Below are 19232 nucleotides of genomic sequence, written 5' to 3'. Positions count from 1 at the left end.
TGCTCTTGCACATTCAACTTGATCCAAGAAGCAGCACTCCGATATGGGAACAAATTGTTCAAAGTATAAAAGAACTCGTACTAAAAAGCATGTTAGCACCAAACGATAAACTACCATCTGTACGTGAACTTGCTTCACTTCTTGTCATTAATCCGAATACAGTAAGCAAAGCGTACCAAGAATTGGAACGACAAGGAATTATTGAAACACTGCGAGGAAAAGGTACATTTGTCTCTCAATCGATTACACCGACATGGGATGAAAGGAAAATTGCTATGGTCCAAAAACAATTTCACCAACTATTACTAGAAGCTTCTTATCTTGGAATTACGAAAGAAAAAATTCACGACTGGATAGACTCATACTATAAAGAACTGGGAGGGAATACAGATGCTGAAAGTGACGAACATCAAAAAAACAATTGATAACCAAGTCATTTTAGACAATATTTCTTTCACATTACAAAAAGGAAGTATTGTTGGATTACTCGGAAGGAACGGTGCGGGGAAAACCACTTTACTTCGGACGCTTGTTGGGATTTTAGATCCGGATGACGGAACTGTTACATATGATGATATGGATGTTCATAAACATCCAGAAATTAAGCAGAAGGTAGCTTATGTACCGGATTCTACTAATATACTGAATGGATATACGGTAAAAGAGATTGTGAAGTTTTATAAAGCAGTCTATACAGCATTTGACGAAAATTATTTTTATGAGCTATTAGAACGTTTTCATTTACCTAACAAACGTATTCGTAGCTATTCAAAAGGTATGAAGGCCTTACTTGCTATGATTTTAGCTTTTTCAGCTAAAGTAGAATACATCATTTTAGATGAACCAACAAACGGACTAGATCCTATTGTAAAAAGACAAATCTTACAATTTCTCGTTGAAGAAGTGGCAGAAAAAGAAATTACAATTTTCATCTCTACCCATCATTTAGACGAAGTTGAAAAAATTGCTGATACAATCATCATTTTAAAAAATCATACAATCGCTTCTGTCACAGCACTAGATGACACAAAGTCATGCTATGCAAAAATCCAAGTTGCTTATGAACGTTCTCTACCTCAAAAGCTAGAAAACTTAAGCAATATTAAAATATTAAACCAAACTGGAAAAGTATATACGATTTTAATCGAAGGAAACGTAGCTGCTACACTCGAAAAATTCCATAAAGAACAGCCACTGCTCATTGAGGAATTAACAATGTCACTTGAAGATGTATTCGTTACGACATTTGAGGGGGATGTTTATGTTTCATAAAGCATTATGGATGCAGAATTGGAAGCTTGGAAAATATGTAGTGTTCATATTCTTTATAAGCACTCTTTACTTTCTTCCCTATGAGTACCATCAAGCTGCCCAAGAACAACAACAACTCTTTTCTCATCCAGAACTTCTGGAAGACGGAAAATTTTATTATCACTATTCTTTTTATTCTTCTGATATCTTTTGGTTAGCGATTGTTATCATTGCTCTAGCATGCCTCTTAATTGGATGGGAACGGAGTAGCCAGTCGGGAAATATACTTATGGCAATGCCATTTAAACGACGTGATATTTTTCTATCAAAGTGGCTTTTCGGTACATTTTTTATTGTAGGATCCTTTCTCATAAATTGGGTTCTTATGTATTTCATTTATAAATCAACAATTCATTTTGAATATCAATCATTTGGTCCATTCCATCGATACTTTCTTTATGCCATTGTTTCTTATGTGGCAATCTATACCGCTTCTTTATGTATTGGGACATTTACCGGGAGTATCATTTCACAAAGTTTCTTCAGCATTACTTTTTGTGTAATCGGTATGGGATTCTTTTCACTTTTAATTTTCTCCTTCACAACTCATGTAGATGCGATAGATAAAAAAAATCATATGAAATACGAATCACTTTACACAATTGGTAAAAAAACAGACATTTCAGTTCCTATCATGCATTTTTCTATTAATTACAGTTATCATCCTAACTCCCAGCCAACCGATGATAACGAAAAAATTCCACAAGGGCCTGCTTATCATAGTTACTATTCCGCTAAAGCAATCCTTGTTCCACTCTTCTACACAATTTGTTGCTTATTTCTTGGTGTGTTTCTTTATACGAGATCACCGAACGAAAATAATAAGAAAATCTTTCTTTTTCAAAAATATCGTTCACTCTGGATATGGAGTGCGACGTTGTATTTTGCATTAATTGGGGGACAAATGCTAAACCATTTTGATTTGTTATTTAGTTACTATGTTGGTTTCTTTTTAGTTGGAACTATCACCTATTTTATATTATCACGACTTACAAACTATAAAGCCTTTTAAAGGAGAGATCCTATGTTTCAAAAAGCACTATGGCTACGTACATATCAACAAAGCAAATATATAATTTGGTTATTTTGGCTAGTAAGTTTCTTCGTACTATCATATAAATATTATTTAGCAGCAGCAGAACAACTAAACTATTTTCATGAGAATAATAAATGGAAATATATATTTCATTATCATTATAATCTTTCACTAATCGATCCCCTTATTATTCAAGGGAGTGTAATTATCGCTTTAGCTTGCGCCCTCATCGGATGGGAACGCCAAAATCAATCAAGTGATTTTCTATGGTCTATGCCATTTAAGCGTATACATCTATTTTTAACAAAATGGCTTTTTGGTGTGTGCAATATTATAGCAGTTGTCATAATTAACTGGGGGCTTTTTGCCATTATGAAAAAGACAACTTTTCATAATAAATATCAATTATTTTCACCTTTTCATACTTATTTTCTCTATATGCTTCTCATACTAATTGCTATTTACACACTTGCATTATGTATCGGCACAATTGCTGGTAATGTTGTTTCGCAAGGATTTCTTACTATTGCAATACTAGGTTTACCTTTTGTACTTCCTGCTCTTATTGTGGTATGTATTACTATGCACACAGGTGAAAATCCTACTACAAAGAATGAAATTTCGGATTCATATACAAACATACTAGAAATGGCAAGTATTCTTGGACCTGCACAAGGGTTTCATATTAACTTTGATTATGATCCACAGCGTGCTTATACCGATGTTGATGGAGTGCGCCATAATGAACCAAACTTTACTCACATTCCTTCAGCAAAGACGCTCATTGGTCCAATTGCAAACATCCTGATTTTATTACCTTTAAGTACGTACTTATATGTTAGATCTCCAAATGAACAAAATGGGAAATTTCTATTGTATCCAAAGCTCAAAAAATCGTTTATGATATGTTCCGTTATCTTGATTGGACTGTTCGGAGGAGTATTAGCAGGAAGTGGTGGGTCTCTGTTTAACTACTATGGTGGATTTTTTGGAGCCGGTATTGTTAGCTACTTCCTTTTATCACGTTTATTAAGATGGAAGTTTTCTTGGAATTTCAAATAACAAATAACCTCCTCACCCGAGGAGGTTATTTCACATTCTCTCTTCTTTTTCCGTACTCTTTCTCTTCTTTCATTCCAAATCCATCACCATTCTCTATCATTTGATCTGTCGGAGCTATAATACTTTCAGCAACTTTCCAATCTCCTTGTTCCTGCACAAACACTTGAAGAAAATAATTCATTCCATTTAATTGATATGGATTTTCTTTTTTCACTTCATAACGAACAGCAACGTAATACACTTGAACATTTTTATTTTCAAATTTAGAGACGTATTGAGATAACCTCGGGATGTAATGCGAAGCCTTTTCAAGTGAAAGTTGTTTTACTTTTACGAGAGAAGAATTTGTGACATTGCGCAGTGTATCTTGCTCACGAATATTATTACTATGGTGAAAAAGAATAGTATTCTGCATAGAACGAACCCATAATTTCGAATATAAAACGAGCTGATCACTCGCAATATAGTGCAGTTCTTTTTGAACAACTTGGATTGGTGTTTTTGCATAAATTAATGTGCTAGAGCATATAAAACTTCCAATAATAATTACGAATGAAACGATGTATTTCATTATTTTCCCTCCGATACTTTTTACTTAAAGTATTGGAGTTTCAAAATATTTTTATTCAAAAGAAAAAGGATAGGAAAGCACTTTGCCCCCCTACCCTCATTTATTGTAATTATAGTACGCGACCAAATAGTTCTAATACCATCTCAATCTCTTGATCGCTCCACCCTTTAAATTTTTCTTTATAGTATTCTTTACGTACAGCTTCAAGTTCTTGTGTAACTTCTTTTCCATGTTCTGTAATCTCCAAATACACAATACGACGGTCTGAATCAGAACGTTTTCTTGTTACAAAACCTTTTCTAACTAAACGATCTGTTACTGCTGTAATATGACTGGATGTTACGTTCACTTCACTAGCTATTTGCGAAGCCATTTGTGGGCTTTTCAAAAATAATGCACGCAATACAGAAAATTCATTATATGGCATATGCTCTGAAAAACGTGTATTAATATCATTTTGTAATAAACGTATCATCTTTCGAAATGATGTAGATAAATCTAAAATCAGTGCTTCTCTTTTTTCGCTCACTAGCCTCGACCCTTTTTTATCATATTTACACATATTATAATCTATAAATACCTACATTGTATATGCTTTCTTTCCTTTTGATTCTCAATTATGTAACTTTTTACATACAATTTTCTCTCTCTTTTGTTCATATACATATAGAAAGGATGGTGAGCAAAAATGCAAGTTGGCATGAATCCCTATTCACCCGATATCCGCAATGGAAAACAAGCAACTATTACTGTACAAGGAGAAGGAGTTATAAAAGCGAAACCAAATGTCGTTGTATTAACAATTGGTATTAGAACAGATAATAAAGATGTGAAACAAGCACAGGAGGAAAATGCAATCCAATCTAAACAATTACTTGCTGCACTTAAACAAATCGGTATCGCTGATAAGGATATAGAAACCATTTCCTATACAATTACTCCTCAATATGAATACGTAAACGAAAAAGCATTGTTACAAGGGTACCGAGTAGAGCATTTGTATGAAATTACCGTTTTAAATGTACAAAAAGCTGGGGAAGTATATGATATAGCCGTTACAAATGGAGCAAATGTAGCAAGAGGATTACGCTTCCGCATTTCCCATCCAAACGCTTACTATCAACAAGCACTATTACAAGCAGTCCAGCACGCTCAAGAAAAAGCTCGTACAATTGCGAGTTCGTATAATTTAAATATTAATCCCGTCCCACTTTCACTCGTTGAAGAATCAGCACAAACACCGCGTGAATTTATGTCTCAAGCTACTTTACACGCACAAGCTGCTCCTCCAATTCAATCTGGAGAACTAGAAATCATCTCTAATGTCCGTGCCATTTTCACATATTTATAGCACCAGTTACCTTTTAAGTAAACGTTCTCATTTTATTTATTGTAAAAAGATTATGTTCTGATATAATAAAGGACGGTGAGCTCTTTACAAAAGAGATATCACGGGTGGGAGAGGGATATGAAAAAGAAGGTTTAACATGAAAGGAATACTTGAAAGAACATTTAAATTAGACCTACACCATACATCACCAAAGCAAGAAATATTAGCTGGAGCAACATCATTTTTCACAATTGTTTATATTATGATTGTCAATGCTTCCATTTTATCAGATGCCGGCATTCCACTTGAAGCAGGAATTTTGGCAACTGTTTTTAGTTCATTTGTCGGATGTCTAATGATGGCATTTTGGGCAAATGCACCTGCTATTCTTGTACCCGGTATGGGTGTAAATGCATTCTTCACGTACACAGCTGTGCATACGCTTGGATTAAGTTGGCAAGAAGCATTAGCAGCTGTCTTTATCGCCGGTATTATTTTTGCAATCGCCGCGTTTACACCGATTGCTCGTACGCTTTCATTATCAATTCCAAAGTCATTAAAAGAAGCGATTACTGTCGGCATCGGTTTATTCTTAGCTTTCATTGGTTTGCAAAAAGGCGGTCTTGTCGTTTCGCATCCGAACACTGCTGTTGCATTAGGAAAATTAAGTAGTCCTGTTGTTTTGGCAACACTGCTTACTCTTATTGTGGCACTTGTGTTATTTATTCGTAACGTACGTGGGAACTTTTTATGGACGATTGCAATTGGAACCGGTATTGCATGGCTATTTGGTCTTGTTGATACAAGCCAAGTAGGAAATAGCTCATTTTCATTCGCTAACTACGGGGATGTGTTTGGTGCTATGTCATTTGGGAAACTTTCTTCCTTACCGTTTTGGATTGCAACATTTTCCTTAAGCATGGTGCTTATTTTTGAGAACATGGGACTTTTACACGGATTATTAGAAGATGACCGTAAATTTCCACGTGCTTATCAAGCAAATGCAATTTCAGCAATGACATGTGGTCTATTTGGCACAAGTCCTACCGTTTCAACAGTAGAAAGTGCCGCAGGTATTACAGCAGGCGGTAAAACAGGTCTGACGTCTATCATTACAGGGATGTTATTCTTTGCATCACTGTTTGCTCTTCCGTTTGTAAAATTAATTCCTGATAGTGCCATTGCACCAATCTTAATTATTATTGGCGGTCTAATGATTACAAACATTCAGGCAATCCCTCTAAACGACTTTTCAGAAGGATTTCCAGCGTTCTTAATTATCGTTATGATTCCGCTCACATATAGTATCGCTGATGGCATTGCGTTCGGATTTATTGCTTATCCTATTTTGAAGATTGCTCTTGGAAAGCATAAAGAAGTCGCACCGTCTATGTATATCATTACATGCCTATTCTTAGCCATGTTTGTGTTACATGCTATTGGCTAGAAAAAACGCCGGGGAATCCCCTCGGCGTTTTTTTACTTAAACCATCCTTTTTTATAGAACCAGGCCATCATTCCTCCACCAATTAACGCCATAATAACTAAACAAATAAAATAGCTATATTTCCCTGCTAACTCTGGCATATGCGCGAAGTTCATCCCATACACCCCTGCAATAAATGTTAATGGCATGAAGATGGTCGAGAAAACCGTTAATGTTTTCATAATATTGTTCATATGATGCGAATTCAATGAAAAATAGCTATCTCTAATATCAGCTGTTAATTCTCGGCTTGCTTCAATCATTTCAGAAAGCTTTAGTAAATGATCATGTATATCCTTAAAGTAAATTTCATGATCACTTACACCGTAAAACCGAGTTGAATTTAAAATACGATACAAGAGGTCACGCATCGGTATAATTGTACGTCTAAGCTTAGATAAGTCCGTACGAATATCGAATACTTCTTCTAGTACACGCCCTGCTGTATCCCCTGTTAAATTATCATCAATCGCATTTAAATGATCTTCAATATAATAAACAGGTGCAAAGTAGTCATCCACAATTTGGTCAATGATTGTATGTGCTACATGGAGGGGACTCTTCTTGATACGTTTCCTCTCGCCAAGCGTTGTCCACACTCTTTCAATCGCATTATTATGTGAAAAATGGAAAGAGACAATATAACAATCACTAACAAATAGATCGATCTCATGTGGCTCTAATCCATCTTCTCCAAATGCATGGAGAACTAAAAAGTTATATCCATCATAGAAATCCACTTTTGGTCTCTGTACATATTCTACACAATCTTCAATCGCAAGGGGATGGAACTTAAAATGTTTTTGTAAAATGTATGTATACTCTTCTTTTGTTGGCTTATATAAATCAAGCCAATACCATGCGATATCTTCTCGTCCTGTTTCTTCTAACGAAACATCGTATAATACTTCATCTTCTTTCGTTACTGCACAAATTTTAATCATAATTTCACCCATTATTATTATAAACAAAAAACAGTAAAAAAAGCCAAGGAGAAGGCTCCTTAGCTTTTTAACTTATTTCGTTACAATGCCATGCACGAGTTTCGGTGCATCAACATGGTCTTTCGCAATTTTCATGTTCTCATAAATTTTCGCTTTTACATCTTCTACATTTTCGCGATTCGCGTAAATCGTAACAAGTGAGTCACCTTTTTTCACGCTATCGCCCACTTTTTTGCGAAGCATAAGTCCAACAGCTAAATCAATCACAGATTCTTTCGTTGCACGGCCTGCCCCTAAAAGCATTGCTGCTGTTCCAATTTCATCTGCAACAATTTCAGATACGTATCCATCTTCTTTTGCCTCTACTTCAATTTTAAATTGTGCTTGTGGCAGTTTAGAAGGATCATCAACAACAGAAGCATCCCCGCCTTGCGCTGCCAGGAACGTTTTAAACGCTTCTAACGCTTTTCCATTGTTCATTACTTCGATTAGTTTTTCACGCGCATCTTCTAAAGAAGAAGCTTTTCCAGCAAGGTATACCATTTGACTTCCAAGTGTTAAACATAACTCTTCTAAGTCTTTTGGTCCTTTACCTTGTAATGTATCAATTGCCTCTTGTACTTCTAATGCATTACCAATTGCCTCGCCAAGCGGTTGGCTCATATCAGAAATAACTGCCATCGTTTTACGACCAACATTATTACCAATACGTACCATTGCTTCTGCTAAACGTTTTGCATCTTCATCCGTTTTCATAAATGCACCTGCACCTGTTTTTACATCAAGTACAATCGCATCTGCACCAGCAGCAATTTTTTTACTCATAATAGAGCTCGCAATAAGAGGGATCGAGTTTACTGTCGCTGTTACATCACGAAGTGCATATAACTTTTTATCAGCAGGTGTTAAGTTTCCACTTTGTCCGATAACTGCAATTTTATTTTCATTTACAAGACGAATAAATTCATCATTTTCAATTTCCACATGGAATCCTGGTACTGCTTCTAATTTATCGATTGTACCGCCTGTATGCCCTAATCCTCGACCAGACATTTTAGCAACTGGTACATCTAAAGCAGCCACTAATGGACCTAATACAAGCGTAGTTGTATCACCAACACCGCCCGTTGAATGCTTATCTACTTTTACTCCTTCAATCGCTGATAAGTCAATTGTATCGCCGCTATTCACCATTGCCATCGTTAAATCAGCACGCTCTTGATCATTCATATCTTGGAAGAAAATTGCCATTGCGAATGAGCTCATTTGATAATCTGGAATGTCACCATTTGTATAGCCTTCTACAATAAATTTCACTTCTTCTGTTGTTAATGCATGTCCATCACGTTTTTTGGCAATTAGGTCCACCATTCTCATTGTAAACTCACCCCTTCATTTGTTTTACAATTGCTTTTACTAATGCTAAGAAATTAGATTTCACACGTTCTGTCGTTTCAATTACTTCATCATGATGAAGTGGCTGATCTAAAATACCAGCTGCCATGTTTGAAATACAAGAAATTCCAAGTACTTTCATACCAGCATGGCGCGCTACAATAACTTCCGGTACAGTAGACATACCAACTGCATCTCCGCCAAGTGTACGAAGCATACGAATTTCAGCAGGTGTTTCGTATACAGGACCTGTCATTCCAACGTATACACCTTCTTGCACTTTAATATTTAAGTCTGCCGCAACTTGTTTTGCCATTTCGCGAAGCTCTTCCGTATACGATGTAGACATATCAGGGAAACGTACGCCCATTTCAGCATCATTTGGTCCGATTAATGGATTCGTACCCATGAAGTTAATATGGTCTGAAATTAACATAAGATCGCCTGGTTCAAATGATGTATTTACACCACCAGCTGCGTTTGTTACAACAACTGTTTCTACACCTAGTTCCTTCATAACACGAACTGGGAATGTTACTTTTTGCATGTCATATCCTTCGTAGAAATGGAAACGTCCTTGCATCGCAACTACAGTAACACCTTGAAGTGTACCAAATACAAGCTGCCCTGCATGACCTTCTACAGTTGATACTGGAAATTCAGGAATTTCGCAGTATGGTACTGTTACAGCATTTTCGATTTCATCTGCTAAGACACCTAGTCCAGATCCAAGGATAAGTCCTACTTGTGGTGTTTCTTGGAATTTCTCTTTTAAGTATGAAGCTGATTTTGTAATAAGTTCACGATTCATTATGTTGTCCCCCTTATTTCTTTAAGTTGTTTAAGAAACTTGTTCCGTATTCTGGCATTTTCACACCGAAGTTTTCTGCTACAGTCGCACCAATATCAGCAAATGTTTGGCGAAGTGTTAGTTCTTGTCCGCCGTCTTTCATGCTTGGGCTATATGCTAGTAATGGTACGTATTCACGTGTATGGTCAGTACCATGATGAATTGGATCATTACCATGATCTGCTGTAATGATTAATAAATCATCTTCTTTTAGTTTTTCAAATACTTCTGGAAGACGTGCATCATATTCTTGCAATGCTTCTCCGTATCCTTGAGGATCACGACGATGACCGAACATCGCATCAAAATCAACTAAATTCAAGAAGCTAAGACCTGTAAAGTCCATATTCAATGTATCTACAAGTTTATCCATTCCATCCATATTAGATTTTGTACGAAGAGATTCAGTTACGCCTTCCCCATCGTAAATATCAGAAATTTTACCAATTGCAATTACGTTATAATTGCTATCTTTTAGTTCGTTCATTACTGTACGACCAAATGGTTTTAATGCATAGTCATGACGGTTTGGTGTACGTGTGAAGTTTCCTGGTTCTCCAACGAATGGACGAGCAATAACGCGGCCCACCATATATTTTTCGTCCAGTGTTAACTCACGTGCAATTTTACAAATGTTATATAGCTCTTCAAGTGGTACTACTTCTTCATGAGCTGCGATTTGTAATACGCTATCAGCAGAAGTATACACGATCAAAGAACCTGTCTCCATTTGCTCTTGACCAAGTTCATCAAGAATCTCTGTTCCAGAAGCAGGTTTATTACCGATGATTTTGCGCCCTGTTTTTGCTTCTAACTCATCAAGTAACTCTTTTGGGAATCCTTCCGGGAACACTTGGAATGGTTTATCGATGTAAAGACCCATGATTTCCCAGTGGCCTGTCATTGTATCTTTACCAGTAGATTTTTCTTGCATTTTTGTATAGTAACCAAGTGGCTTCTCTACTTTAGAAATCCCTTTCATTTCACGAATATTACCAAGGCCTAATTTCACCATGTTTGGCATTTGTAATCCATTCATATGTTCAGCAATATGACCGATTGTATCAGAACCTACATCACCAAACTTTTCAGCATCTGGCGCTTCTCCGATTCCTACAGAGTCCATTACGACTAGGAAAATACGTTTATATTTATTCATAACTGCAACCTCCTATATGTTCAGTTCTACTTCTTGTAGTATGTTCAAAACGTTGTAAAGTGAAACTGTTATCAGTAAGAATTCTCTCGTTTCCCCACTAACTAAAACACTTGTTCAAGCCATTCTCCAACCCGCTTCGCTCTATTTTCAAACGAAGCAAAAAACTTTCCTGTTTTTTCTAAGTCAGATGTCAGACATCTCATACTGATATCATAACATGTTTACGCTTTCTTTTTAATACATTTTCGTAGAAATTCTTATTTTTGTCACACTTTCTATTGTAATCCATTCTGCACAGAAGTGCTAATGAAATTATGATATATTTCATTAACCTAAAGAAAAAAGCAGCTCTAAAGAGCCGCTCCTTATTTTACCTCTACTGTTTCTTCCTTATGTTCGTGAAGTTCACCTTTTCTCACATGAACCTTCACTTTATAAGCACCTGCGTCTTTAAACGTATGTTTGCTTTCATACTCGCCTTTATTACCTTCTTTTGCTGGAATAAACTCATGTTTTTCCACGCCGTCTTTCCAAATTTCAAGTTGTACTTCAGCTCCAGTTAATGCTTCTTCCTTTTGTTTCAAATGAACTTTCATTGTTGATTCAGCATTTGCTTTTACATCGCCAGCCATAAGGTGAATCATCGTATCACTCTTATGATCGCCATGTCCTGCCTCATGACCACCATTTTCTTTCTTCGTGTCCTCAACTTTTGCATTTCCTACAGCAATTTTTACTTCTGGCATAACATGCATTTCACGTGCATTTGTATGTGCAATAACATGATACACGCCGTCAGATGGGAATGTCTTCTCTACCGCATAAACACCTTTCCCTTTATGCTTACCGTTTAACATTTCATGTTTTTCTTCGCCATCTTTCCAAATTTCAAACTTCACATCGTCAGCATCCGTTACTTTTTCTTTTCCTTGCGTAACAAGTGCCTGTACTTCTGTTTTTTCATTTGGCTTAATTTCTTTCGGGTTTGTTTGAACTGCTACTTTAACTTCTTCAAGTTTCTCTTTTTTCGGCGCTTCTTCTTTCTTTGTATTACAACCAGCTAATGCTAGCATCGCAATAAATAACGTAATTATCAGTTTTTTCATTATCATTTCCTCCTTCATACTCTACTTAGTATAGAGGAAAAGACTAGTCGTATTCTAGCCTCCTGCTGAAAACAATATAAGAAATGTTTGTGAAGTTTTTGTGAAGTGCTTTTTTCTACTTATTTTCCATTTTCAAAATGCATTCTATAATTACTAGAATGCGAATCGTCAAAACTACCTAACTCTTACACTCCCGCCTTACATTACAATAAAAAAAGAGCATAATCATTATGCTCTCGGGTGAAACTGTTTATATACATCTTTTAATCTAGCTTTTGAAACATGCGTATAAATTTGTGTTGTTGAAATATCTGCATGTCCCAGCATTTCTTGTACAGCACGCAAATCCGCTCCATTTTCCAATAAGTGTGTCGCAAACGAATGACGCAAAGTATGCGGCGTAAGCTCTTTTTCTATATTCGCCTCTTTTGCTAGTCGTTTTAAAATTTTCCAAAAACCTTGGCGTGATAAGCGGTTTCCATGATGGTTCAAAAAAAGTGCATCTACTGTTTTTTTGCCCATCAATTCTTTTCTTCCCTTTTCAATATAGCGCTGAATTGCTTCCGTTGCTAAGCTTCCAAGCGGAATGATTCTTTCTTTATTCCCTTTTCCGACGCAGCGAACAAATCCCATTGTCAAATGAACATCCTCTAAATTTAGTGCAATTAATTCGGAAACACGTAGTCCTGTTGCATACAATAACTCTAGCATAGCCTTATCGCGAATACCGAATGCACTTGTCTCTTTTGGCGTTTGAAGCAATGCCTCTACCTCACTCACTGACAATACTTTCGGTAATTTCCGCTCACCTTGAGGTGTTTCAATATGTACAGATGGATCATGTTCTACCACTCGTTCACGAAGTAAAAACTGATGAAACGAACGAATAGAGGCAATGTGGCGTGCCAACGTTTTTGATGATTTTCCGTTCTCTTTTAAATACTGCAAAAAATTCACAATGTGTATCCTTGTCACTTCGTGAAATGTTTTGATTTGCTCGACATGTTGTAAATACTTCACATAACTTTTCAAATCACGCTCATAGGATACAACTGTATTTTTAGCTAACCCTTTTTCAACAATCATATAATGAATAAAATCTTTTAATTGATCTTCCAATCTGCACTACTCCCCATTTTCATAGAAAAAAATCATTCTATTTACGAAAGCATCTTTTGCTGGTTCCTCATTCCCTGATACTTTTTCTACTGTCTCTTCTTTTGGTTTTTCATAACGATGATAACTTTCATATTCTTCATTTATCCATAGTATAGCGAAATAAAACAAAATCGTACAACCTGTAAATAATAAAAATACTTTCATCCCATCAAAAGTTAATTTTAAAGCTCGGCGCATTGTAAACTCCTCCAAAATATATGTTATTACAACATATGCCAAGCTTTCTGCGATTTATACCTAAATTCAAATAAAAAAACCTCTTCCTAGCTAAATAGGAAAAGGTTATTTTTCATCCGTTTCATTTTCTTGACAATTTTTACAAATCCCATGGAAAGTTAAACGATGGTCTTTTACCTTAAAGCTCCAGTCTCGTTCTACTTTTTTCTCCACTTCACCAAGTAAATCCTCTTGAATTTCTTGTACAGCACCGCATTGTGTACAAATTAAATGATGATGGAAACGCTGTGCACCTTCTTGACGTAAGTCATAGCGTGAAACACCGTCTCCGAAGTTAATTTTATCAACAACTTTTAACTCAGATAATAACTCTAAAGTTCGATAGACGGTTGCTAGTCCGATCTCTGGCGACTTTTCTTTTACAAGGAGGTAAACATCTTCTGCGCTTAAATGATCTTCTTCATTTTCTAGCAGCACACGAACCGTTGCTTCACGTTGTGGTGTTAACTTATAGCTCGCTGCATGCAATTGCTTCTTAATTCGTTCAATTCTCTCTTCCATTCGGTACTACTCCCTCCTCGCCACTCTTACACCATTATATCAGAAGAAGGGCTTCTGTCAAAAGAAAAAACAATCAAAATAACTTGATAATTATTCTCAAGTAGTATTTATTTTTTATTAATAGACTCCACGACTTCTTTCATTAAAACTGGTGAAGCATACGCTTCAATACTAGAGGCAATTGCTAATATCACTCCAATGATTAGAAAAAAGCAAGTGTAACGTATTAACATCGGCAATAGCGGCTCGTTGATTTTTCGAATAAATTGATGCCTAATCATACGTAAAGAAAAACTTGCAGCAACTGTCGTCATTACAAGAAACGCTGGAATGATAATTAAATTTTGTGGCAACACGGATACAAATGCTAATAACAATCCATTCCAACCGTGCTGACTCACTAGAAAACCTACTGTAAACCCAACAACTATCCCTTTTAAAAATAATAAAATAAAGATCAGTGGTAATCCAATAATTGAAATACCTAACAGCCAAATAAATCCAATATATTTTAATTGTGAAAAGTAACTTTCTCGAAACATTTCACTCGCAATTGCAAATTCACCTTTGGAAACTTGTCCAAAAAATCGGTTCAAATAAAAAGATAAATCTTGCTTTTGATTCACCTGCAAACTATTTACAAGAATTGCCCCAAATAATACTCCCATCAATAATAAAACGGAAACAAATATGTAAAGCGAAGAATTGTCTTGGATATGAGAAATTACACGATTTTGCCAAGTTTTTCGTAACATTTTTCTTCCCTCCGTTCACACTCTTACTAAAATGTATGAAAGAAAGAAAAAAGTATGACGAATTAACATTGAAATTCCGCTCTACTTTGCTAAACTTAAAAGTAGAGAATAGGAGGGATTTTGCTTGAAACCATTATTATTAGATTTTCCAACATTATTTCAAACTGAGCGCCTACAAGTACGCAAACCATTCCCAGGTGATGGAACAGAGGTGTATGAAGCAATTCAAGCTTCTGTAGAAGACTTACAACCTTGGATGTCCATTACATCTGAAACAGAAGAAAGTGCTGAGGAAATAGTTCGGGAAGCTCATGGACAATTTTTACTTCGTGAAACATTAGCTTTTCACTTATATGATAAAGTATCTGGTACGTTTATTGGAGCTCTTACCCTTCATCCAGAAAACTGGGATATTCCAAAATTTTCACTTCGTTTCTGGTTACATAGCACTTATACAAAACAAGGTTATATGACAGAAGCAGTAAAAGGCGCTGTCCAGTTTGCTTTTGATAAACTTGGTGCGAGACGACTTGAAATTCGCTGTGATGCTACAAATGTAAATGCATGTGCCTTAGCAGAACGTCTTGAGTTTATTTTAGAAGGTACACTAGAAAACGACTTTCTTGCTCCAGACGGTAGCTTACGTGACACACGCGTATACGCCAAAATTAATTAAAACACTCGCCTTGGGCGAGTGTTTATTTTTGTAATTGCAAGTATTGCACAGCGAACATAGTCTTTGCATCATGGATACGTTGATTTTTCATAAGTTCAACTGCTTCTTCTAATGAAACTTCCATTAATTCCACAAACTCATCTTCATCTAAAGCTGCTTTATTTTCCTTTTTCTTCAATCCAGTTGCTTTGTATACATATAGAATTTCATCCGCAAAACCAGGTGATGTATAGAAAGATGTAACAAATTCCATTTTGTCACATACATACCCTGTCTCTTCTTCTAATTCACGAGCCGCTGTTACCTCTGGCTTTTCTCCAGGCTCTAATTTTCCAGCAGGAATTTCTACAATCTCTTTTTCTAATGCTTTACGGTACTGCTCAACAAGCACGATTTTCTTTTCATCTGTCACAGCAATTATAGCAACCGCACCAGGATGATTGACAATCTCACGTTTACTCACTTCTCCATTTGGCAATACTACATCATCAACACGAACTTTAATAACTTTCCCATCAAAAATTGGTTCGGTTGCAATCGTTCTCTCTGCAAGATTACTCACAATATTTCATCTCCCTATTCTATTTCCTACTTGTTCTTCATACATTTTACCACACTGAAAGGAGCGTGATAAAAATGAAAGTATATATTTTACCAAATCGTATCACGTTGGTCGGAAAGGCTTGGCAAATTCGGCATCAGCTAAAGCAATACGGAAAAGAGTATAAAACTGTAAAAGAATGGATTACAGCAAACGAAAAGTAAACATTTGTCAACCTTCTTCTGCTTTCGTACAATACAAGTAAGGAGGTTGGCCTATGAAAAAACGTCAATTAGGAAACTCAGATTTATATGTTACTGAAATGGGACTCGGTTGTATGTCCCTTGGCACCAATGAACATGAAGCGATCCGCATCATCCATGAAGCAATGGATTTAGGAATTAATTTTTTTGATACAGCAGACTTATACAATTATGGATTAAATGAAGAATTTGTTGGAAAAGCTCTTAAGGAAAAACGCGATCAAATTGTTCTTACAACGAAAGTAGGAAACCACTGGATTGAGGAGAAAAACGGCTGGTCTTGGGACCCTTCTAAAGCTTATATAAAAGCAGAGGTAAAAGAAAGTTTACGCCGCCTGCAAACGGATTATATTGATTTATATCAACTTCACGGCGGTACAATCGAAGATCCTATCGATGAAACAATCGAAGCATTTGAAGAATTAAAACAAGAAGGTGTGATTCGTCATTACGGAATTTCTTCTATCCGTCCAAACGTCATTCGTGAATATGCAAAACGTTCTAATATCGTTAGTGTATTGATGGAATATAGTCTTTTAAATCGCCAGCCTGAAGAATGGTTTCCACTACTTCAGGAGCATCAAATTAGCATCATTGCACGAGGACCACTTGCGAAAGGATTGTTAACTGATAACAATGAAAGAAAGATAGAAAAAGTGAAAGAAAAAGATTATCTTTCTTATTCTTATGATGAGTTAATAAAAACATTAACTACTGTAAAAGAAATTACAAAGGAACGTTCGTTAACTGAAACAGCTCTTCAATATTGTTTACATGACCCGATTGTGGCAGCTGTTATTCCTGGCGCTAGCTCCATCCAGCAACTACAAGAAAATGTACAAGCTAACAATCAATCTCCATTAACAACTGAAGAATATAAACAAATTCAAGCAGCTGTTAAATGCGATACATACACATTACACCGATAAAAAATGCTACCGTAATCGGTAGCGTTTTTTTACATCGTATCGTATTTATCAGGATTTGTTCCAACATGTAAATTGCGATCAAGCGTATCAATTTGTTTGATTTCTTCTTCTGTTAATGAAAAATCAAAAATAGTAAAGTTCTCTTGAATACGCGATGGTGTAACAGATTTAGGGATTGTTACAATGCCACTTTGAATATCCCAGCGTAAAATAATTTGAGCAGGCGTTTTTTCATACTTTTTAGCAATTTCTTGAATAATCGGATGCTGAAATACTTCGCCGCCTCTCATTAACGGGCTCCATGCTTCCATTTGAATTTGTTCATTTTGACAAAAATCACGTAATTCAAACTGTGCAAGCATCGGATGAAGCTCTACTTGGTTCACCATCGGCTTCACATTACAACTTGGCAACAACTGTTCTAAATGGTGCTGATGAAAATTTGAAACACCAATTGCACGTACTTTTCCTTCTTCATATAATTTCTCAAGGGCACGATATGTATCTATGTATTTCCCTCTTATTGGCCAGTGAATCAAATATAAATCCACATAATCCATTTGTAATTCCTTCAAACTTTTGTCAAATGCTTGAAGTGTTGCTTCATAGCCTTGATCGTCATTCCATACTTTTGTCGTAATAAACAATTCTTCACGTGCGATTCCTGATTCACGAATCGCTTCTCCGACACCGCTTTCATTTTCATATACAGTCGCTGTATCAATAGAGCGATATCCAACTTCTAAAGCTGTTTTTACCGCTTGCTTTACTTCTTCTCCCTCTTTTGCTTTATATACACCTAAACCAAGCATCGGCATTTTCACGCCATTATGAAGTGTAGTTGTTGGAATATACATGATAGGCCGTTCCTCCTTCTTCTCTCCTGCGAATTCTATAGACAGGGTGCCGCTAAATTTTATAACCGTCACTTTATTTGAACAAGATTCTTGAAAAAAGTCAAAAAATATATACAGTTAACATAATAATTTTATTAAATAAGACTGTTTCATCTTATAGCTTTTGTAAAAACTCCTCTATTTCAGCTGAAGATTTGAAAATAACAATATTTTTCTCAGCAGATACAGCTTGTATTTTCCCCAAAATAGCAGGTCGTTTCACTTTTGGATACGTCCATACCCACTTCAAGAACTCAAAATCTAATTGTTCTTCACACCCTTCTCCCATATCAGGGCGTGTTTTATTATGATATTGTATCCTTCTTTTTATTACGCGATATAAACATTGTATTCTTGGCAAATCAATAAAGATAATGGTATCAGCTGCCTCTAATCGTATATCCATTGTAAATCCATAGTTTCCATCGATAATCCAAGCTTCCTGCGTTACTAATTCTTTTTGTACCTGTATTTGTTCTTCGCGACTTGCTAGCACCCAATCTTTTTTCCAATAGAGTGCATCAAGATGAAATACTGGAAGTTGTAGTATCTCCCCTAATCGCCGTGAAAAAGTTGATTTTCCAGCTCCCCCAGAACCAATAATCATAATCTTTCTCATCTCTTCTCTCCCCTTGCAAAAAATAACGCAAGCTTACTCGCTTCCGTTATTTTTTCTCCACTCAAGTGCTTTCTCATCAATGTTACGCACGAAGTCATTCTTTCCTTCTGTATATTGATCTCCATCATATGTGAATTTTTCTGCTAAATCTTTTTTCAATGCCGCATATACCTCTGCCTCTTCACAGTGTGCCATCATATAATCGCGAAATGCTAAATGACGTGTAATTTCCGGATTTCCTGTTCCGAAAACATGTAAATGATACGATCGTTTTTCTTCTGTTCCATGAATAAAAAAGCGGCGACCCGGGTGAACTGTACCCTATAAAATGGACAGTTTAATAAAAAGACCTTTAAAAATTAGGCACTTAAAAGATGGTTCCGGTA

Annotated in this window: 23 protein-coding genes and 1 pseudogene; 9 read left to right on the top strand and 15 right to left on the bottom strand. The window is 36.1% G+C overall.

All coding sequences use genetic code 11. The features are described 5' to 3' along the window. The first annotated feature begins 5 nt into the window (after positions 1 to 5). From JDS96_RS18130 to JDS96_RS18115, 4 genes are read left to right on the top strand one after another with little or no spacing between them, the layout of a single operon-like run. Positions 6 to 425 (top strand): GntR family transcriptional regulator, encoded by a 420-nt coding sequence (locus JDS96_RS18130; protein WP_199667618.1) that lies wholly within the window; start codon positions 6 to 8, stop codon positions 423 to 425. Beyond that, positions 391 to 1272: an ABC transporter ATP-binding protein gene (locus JDS96_RS18125; protein ID WP_199667617.1), complete on the top strand. Its 882-nt coding sequence runs from the start codon at positions 391 to 393 to the stop codon at positions 1270 to 1272. The genes JDS96_RS18130 and JDS96_RS18125 overlap by 35 nt, the downstream gene beginning before the upstream one ends. Beyond that, positions 1262 to 2323 (top strand): ABC transporter permease, encoded by a 1062-nt coding sequence (locus JDS96_RS18120; RefSeq protein ID WP_199667616.1) that lies wholly within the window; start codon positions 1262 to 1264, stop codon positions 2321 to 2323. The genes JDS96_RS18125 and JDS96_RS18120 overlap by 11 nt, the downstream gene beginning before the upstream one ends. Before the next feature lie 12 nt (positions 2324 to 2335). Then, the gene (locus tag JDS96_RS18115; protein ID WP_199667615.1) at positions 2336 to 3409 is read left to right on the top strand and encodes an ABC-2 transporter permease; all 1074 of its coding nucleotides are present in this window, start codon (positions 2336 to 2338) and stop codon (positions 3407 to 3409) included. A 25-nt stretch (positions 3410 to 3434) separates the two neighbouring features. On the opposite strand, the gene JDS96_RS18110 is transcribed toward JDS96_RS18115, so the two are convergent. After that, positions 3435 to 3980: a hypothetical protein gene (locus tag JDS96_RS18110; RefSeq protein WP_199667614.1), complete on the bottom strand. Its 546-nt coding sequence runs from the start codon at positions 3978 to 3980 to the stop codon at positions 3435 to 3437. A gap of 109 nt (positions 3981 to 4089) precedes the next feature. Then, complete coding sequence (locus JDS96_RS18105; protein WP_006095879.1) at positions 4090 to 4509, bottom strand: MarR family winged helix-turn-helix transcriptional regulator; 420 nt, start codon at positions 4507 to 4509, stop codon at positions 4090 to 4092. Between the two features lie 159 nt (positions 4510 to 4668). On the opposite strand from JDS96_RS18105, the gene JDS96_RS18100 reads away from it, so the two are divergent. Both JDS96_RS18100 and JDS96_RS18095 read left to right on the top strand, forming a co-directional pair. Continuing rightward, positions 4669 to 5331: an SIMPL domain-containing protein gene (locus tag JDS96_RS18100; RefSeq protein ID WP_003200046.1), complete on the top strand. Its 663-nt coding sequence runs from the start codon at positions 4669 to 4671 to the stop codon at positions 5329 to 5331. A gap of 136 nt (positions 5332 to 5467) precedes the next feature. Beyond that, complete coding sequence (locus tag JDS96_RS18095; protein WP_098101646.1) at positions 5468 to 6757, top strand: NCS2 family permease; 1290 nt, start codon at positions 5468 to 5470, stop codon at positions 6755 to 6757. Positions 6758 to 6789: 32 nt separating this feature from the next. Here JDS96_RS18095 and corA read toward each other — a convergent pair whose 3' ends face one another. The 9 genes from corA to spoIIM all read right to left on the bottom strand — a co-directional run bounded on the left by corA (position 6790) and on the right by spoIIM (position 14922). Then, positions 6790 to 7752, bottom strand: coding sequence for a magnesium/cobalt transporter CorA (corA, locus tag JDS96_RS18090; protein ID WP_199667613.1), 963 nt, complete (start codon positions 7750 to 7752; stop codon positions 6790 to 6792). A 60-nt stretch (positions 7753 to 7812) separates the two neighbouring features. Beyond that, a complete protein-coding gene (locus JDS96_RS18085) occupies positions 7813 to 9117 on the bottom strand; it encodes a pyrimidine-nucleoside phosphorylase (RefSeq protein ID WP_199667612.1) in 1305 nt (434 codons plus the stop codon). A gap of 7 nt (positions 9118 to 9124) precedes the next feature. Further along, the gene (locus tag JDS96_RS18080) at positions 9125 to 9946 is read right to left on the bottom strand and encodes a purine-nucleoside phosphorylase (protein ID WP_199667611.1); all 822 of its coding nucleotides are present in this window, start codon (positions 9944 to 9946) and stop codon (positions 9125 to 9127) included. Between the two features lie 13 nt (positions 9947 to 9959). Further along, positions 9960 to 11144 carry a phosphopentomutase gene (gene deoB, locus JDS96_RS18075; protein WP_199667610.1) on the bottom strand — a complete coding sequence of 395 codons (1185 nt, stop codon included), beginning with the start codon at positions 11142 to 11144 and terminating at the stop codon, positions 9960 to 9962. Between the two features lie 365 nt (positions 11145 to 11509). Continuing rightward, positions 11510 to 12250, bottom strand: a complete 741-nt coding sequence (locus tag JDS96_RS18070; RefSeq protein ID WP_018766098.1) for a FixH family protein — start codon at positions 12248 to 12250, stop codon at positions 11510 to 11512. A gap of 228 nt (positions 12251 to 12478) precedes the next feature. After that, positions 12479 to 13369 carry a site-specific tyrosine recombinase XerD gene (gene xerD / locus JDS96_RS18065; protein WP_003208345.1) on the bottom strand — a complete coding sequence of 297 codons (891 nt, stop codon included), beginning with the start codon at positions 13367 to 13369 and terminating at the stop codon, positions 12479 to 12481. Positions 13370 to 13375: 6 nt separating this feature from the next. After that, entirely contained in the window at positions 13376 to 13606 is a 231-nt protein-coding gene (locus JDS96_RS18060) for a YqzK family protein (protein ID WP_016116176.1), read from the bottom strand. Positions 13607 to 13711: 105 nt separating this feature from the next. After that, positions 13712 to 14167, bottom strand: a complete 456-nt coding sequence (fur, locus tag JDS96_RS18055) for a ferric iron uptake transcriptional regulator (RefSeq protein WP_000392653.1) — start codon at positions 14165 to 14167, stop codon at positions 13712 to 13714. Positions 14168 to 14274: 107 nt separating this feature from the next. Beyond that, positions 14275 to 14922 carry a stage II sporulation protein M gene (spoIIM, locus tag JDS96_RS18050; protein ID WP_199667609.1) on the bottom strand — a complete coding sequence of 216 codons (648 nt, stop codon included), beginning with the start codon at positions 14920 to 14922 and terminating at the stop codon, positions 14275 to 14277. Positions 14923 to 15046: 124 nt separating this feature from the next. On the opposite strand from spoIIM, the gene JDS96_RS18045 reads away from it, so the two are divergent. Then, positions 15047 to 15598, top strand: a complete 552-nt coding sequence (locus tag JDS96_RS18045; RefSeq protein WP_006095883.1) for a GNAT family N-acetyltransferase — start codon at positions 15047 to 15049, stop codon at positions 15596 to 15598. A 22-nt stretch (positions 15599 to 15620) separates the two neighbouring features. Here the strand turns inward: JDS96_RS18045 and JDS96_RS18040 are convergent, their stop codons facing one another. After that, positions 15621 to 16160, bottom strand: coding sequence for an NUDIX hydrolase (locus JDS96_RS18040; protein WP_003208342.1), 540 nt, complete (start codon positions 16158 to 16160; stop codon positions 15621 to 15623). 74 nt (positions 16161 to 16234) lie between these two features. Between JDS96_RS18040 and mciZ the strand changes: the two genes are divergently transcribed. Together mciZ and JDS96_RS18030 are read left to right on the top strand one after the other, a co-directional pair. Then, positions 16235 to 16363 carry a Z-ring formation inhibitor MciZ gene (gene mciZ / locus JDS96_RS18035; protein WP_018780828.1) on the top strand — a complete coding sequence of 43 codons (129 nt, stop codon included), beginning with the start codon at positions 16235 to 16237 and terminating at the stop codon, positions 16361 to 16363. A 53-nt stretch (positions 16364 to 16416) separates the two neighbouring features. Further along, positions 16417 to 17331 (top strand): aldo/keto reductase, encoded by a 915-nt coding sequence (locus tag JDS96_RS18030; RefSeq protein ID WP_199667608.1) that lies wholly within the window; start codon positions 16417 to 16419, stop codon positions 17329 to 17331. Positions 17332 to 17360: 29 nt separating this feature from the next. Here the strand turns inward: JDS96_RS18030 and JDS96_RS18025 are convergent, their stop codons facing one another. The 3 genes and pseudogenes from JDS96_RS18025 to JDS96_RS18015 all read right to left on the bottom strand — a co-directional run. After that, positions 17361 to 18188, bottom strand: a complete 828-nt coding sequence (locus JDS96_RS18025; protein ID WP_199667607.1) for an aldo/keto reductase — start codon at positions 18186 to 18188, stop codon at positions 17361 to 17363. 154 nt (positions 18189 to 18342) lie between these two features. Continuing rightward, positions 18343 to 18846, bottom strand: coding sequence for a DNA topology modulation protein (locus tag JDS96_RS18020; RefSeq protein WP_003208339.1), 504 nt, complete (start codon positions 18844 to 18846; stop codon positions 18343 to 18345). A 33-nt stretch (positions 18847 to 18879) separates the two neighbouring features. After that, positions 18880 to 19152 (bottom strand): annotated as a pseudogene (locus JDS96_RS18015) (GrpB family protein); the annotation flags it as partial. Positions 19153 to 19232 lie beyond the last annotated feature (80 nt).

It is taken from the genome of Bacillus cereus group sp. N21 (assembly GCF_016483395.1).
Classification (GTDB): Bacteria; Bacillota; Bacilli; order Bacillales; family Bacillaceae_G; genus Bacillus_A; species Bacillus_A pseudomycoides.
Note: the sequence above shows the minus strand (reverse complement) of the source record. Positions and strands in the feature narration are given on the sequence as shown.

Coding starts and splice junctions, on each gene's coding strand:
- JDS96_RS18125 (WP_199667617.1), top strand. CDS start 391: ATGCTGAAAGTGACGAACATCAAAAAAACAATTGATAACCAAGTCATT.
- JDS96_RS18120 (WP_199667616.1), top strand. CDS start 1,262: ATGTTTCATAAAGCATTATGGATGCAGAATTGGAAGCTTGGAAAATAT.
- JDS96_RS18115 (WP_199667615.1), top strand. CDS start 2,336: ATGTTTCAAAAAGCACTATGGCTACGTACATATCAACAAAGCAAATAT.
- JDS96_RS18110 (WP_199667614.1), bottom strand. CDS start 3,980: ATGAAATACATCGTTTCATTCGTAATTATTATTGGAAGTTTTATATGC.
- JDS96_RS18100 (WP_003200046.1), top strand. CDS start 4,669: ATGCAAGTTGGCATGAATCCCTATTCACCCGATATCCGCAATGGAAAA.
- JDS96_RS18095 (WP_098101646.1), top strand. CDS start 5,468: ATGAAAGGAATACTTGAAAGAACATTTAAATTAGACCTACACCATACA.
- corA (WP_199667613.1), bottom strand. CDS start 7,752: ATGGGTGAAATTATGATTAAAATTTGTGCAGTAACGAAAGAAGATGAA.
- JDS96_RS18085 (WP_199667612.1), bottom strand. CDS start 9,117: ATGAGAATGGTGGACCTAATTGCCAAAAAACGTGATGGACATGCATTA.
- JDS96_RS18080 (WP_199667611.1), bottom strand. CDS start 9,946: ATGAATCGTGAACTTATTACAAAATCAGCTTCATACTTAAAAGAGAAA.
- deoB (WP_199667610.1), bottom strand. CDS start 11,144: ATGAATAAATATAAACGTATTTTCCTAGTCGTAATGGACTCTGTAGGA.
- JDS96_RS18070 (WP_018766098.1), bottom strand. CDS start 12,250: ATGAAAAAACTGATAATTACGTTATTTATTGCGATGCTAGCATTAGCT.
- JDS96_RS18060 (WP_016116176.1), bottom strand. CDS start 13,606: ATGCGCCGAGCTTTAAAATTAACTTTTGATGGGATGAAAGTATTTTTA.
- fur (WP_000392653.1), bottom strand. CDS start 14,167: ATGGAAGAGAGAATTGAACGAATTAAGAAGCAATTGCATGCAGCGAGC.
- spoIIM (WP_199667609.1), bottom strand. CDS start 14,922: ATGTTACGAAAAACTTGGCAAAATCGTGTAATTTCTCATATCCAAGAC.
- mciZ (WP_018780828.1), top strand. CDS start 16,235: ATGAAAGTATATATTTTACCAAATCGTATCACGTTGGTCGGAAAGGCT.
- JDS96_RS18030 (WP_199667608.1), top strand. CDS start 16,417: ATGAAAAAACGTCAATTAGGAAACTCAGATTTATATGTTACTGAAATG.
- JDS96_RS18025 (WP_199667607.1), bottom strand. CDS start 18,188: ATGTATATTCCAACAACTACACTTCATAATGGCGTGAAAATGCCGATG.
- JDS96_RS18020 (WP_003208339.1), bottom strand. CDS start 18,846: ATGAGAAAGATTATGATTATTGGTTCTGGGGGAGCTGGAAAATCAACT.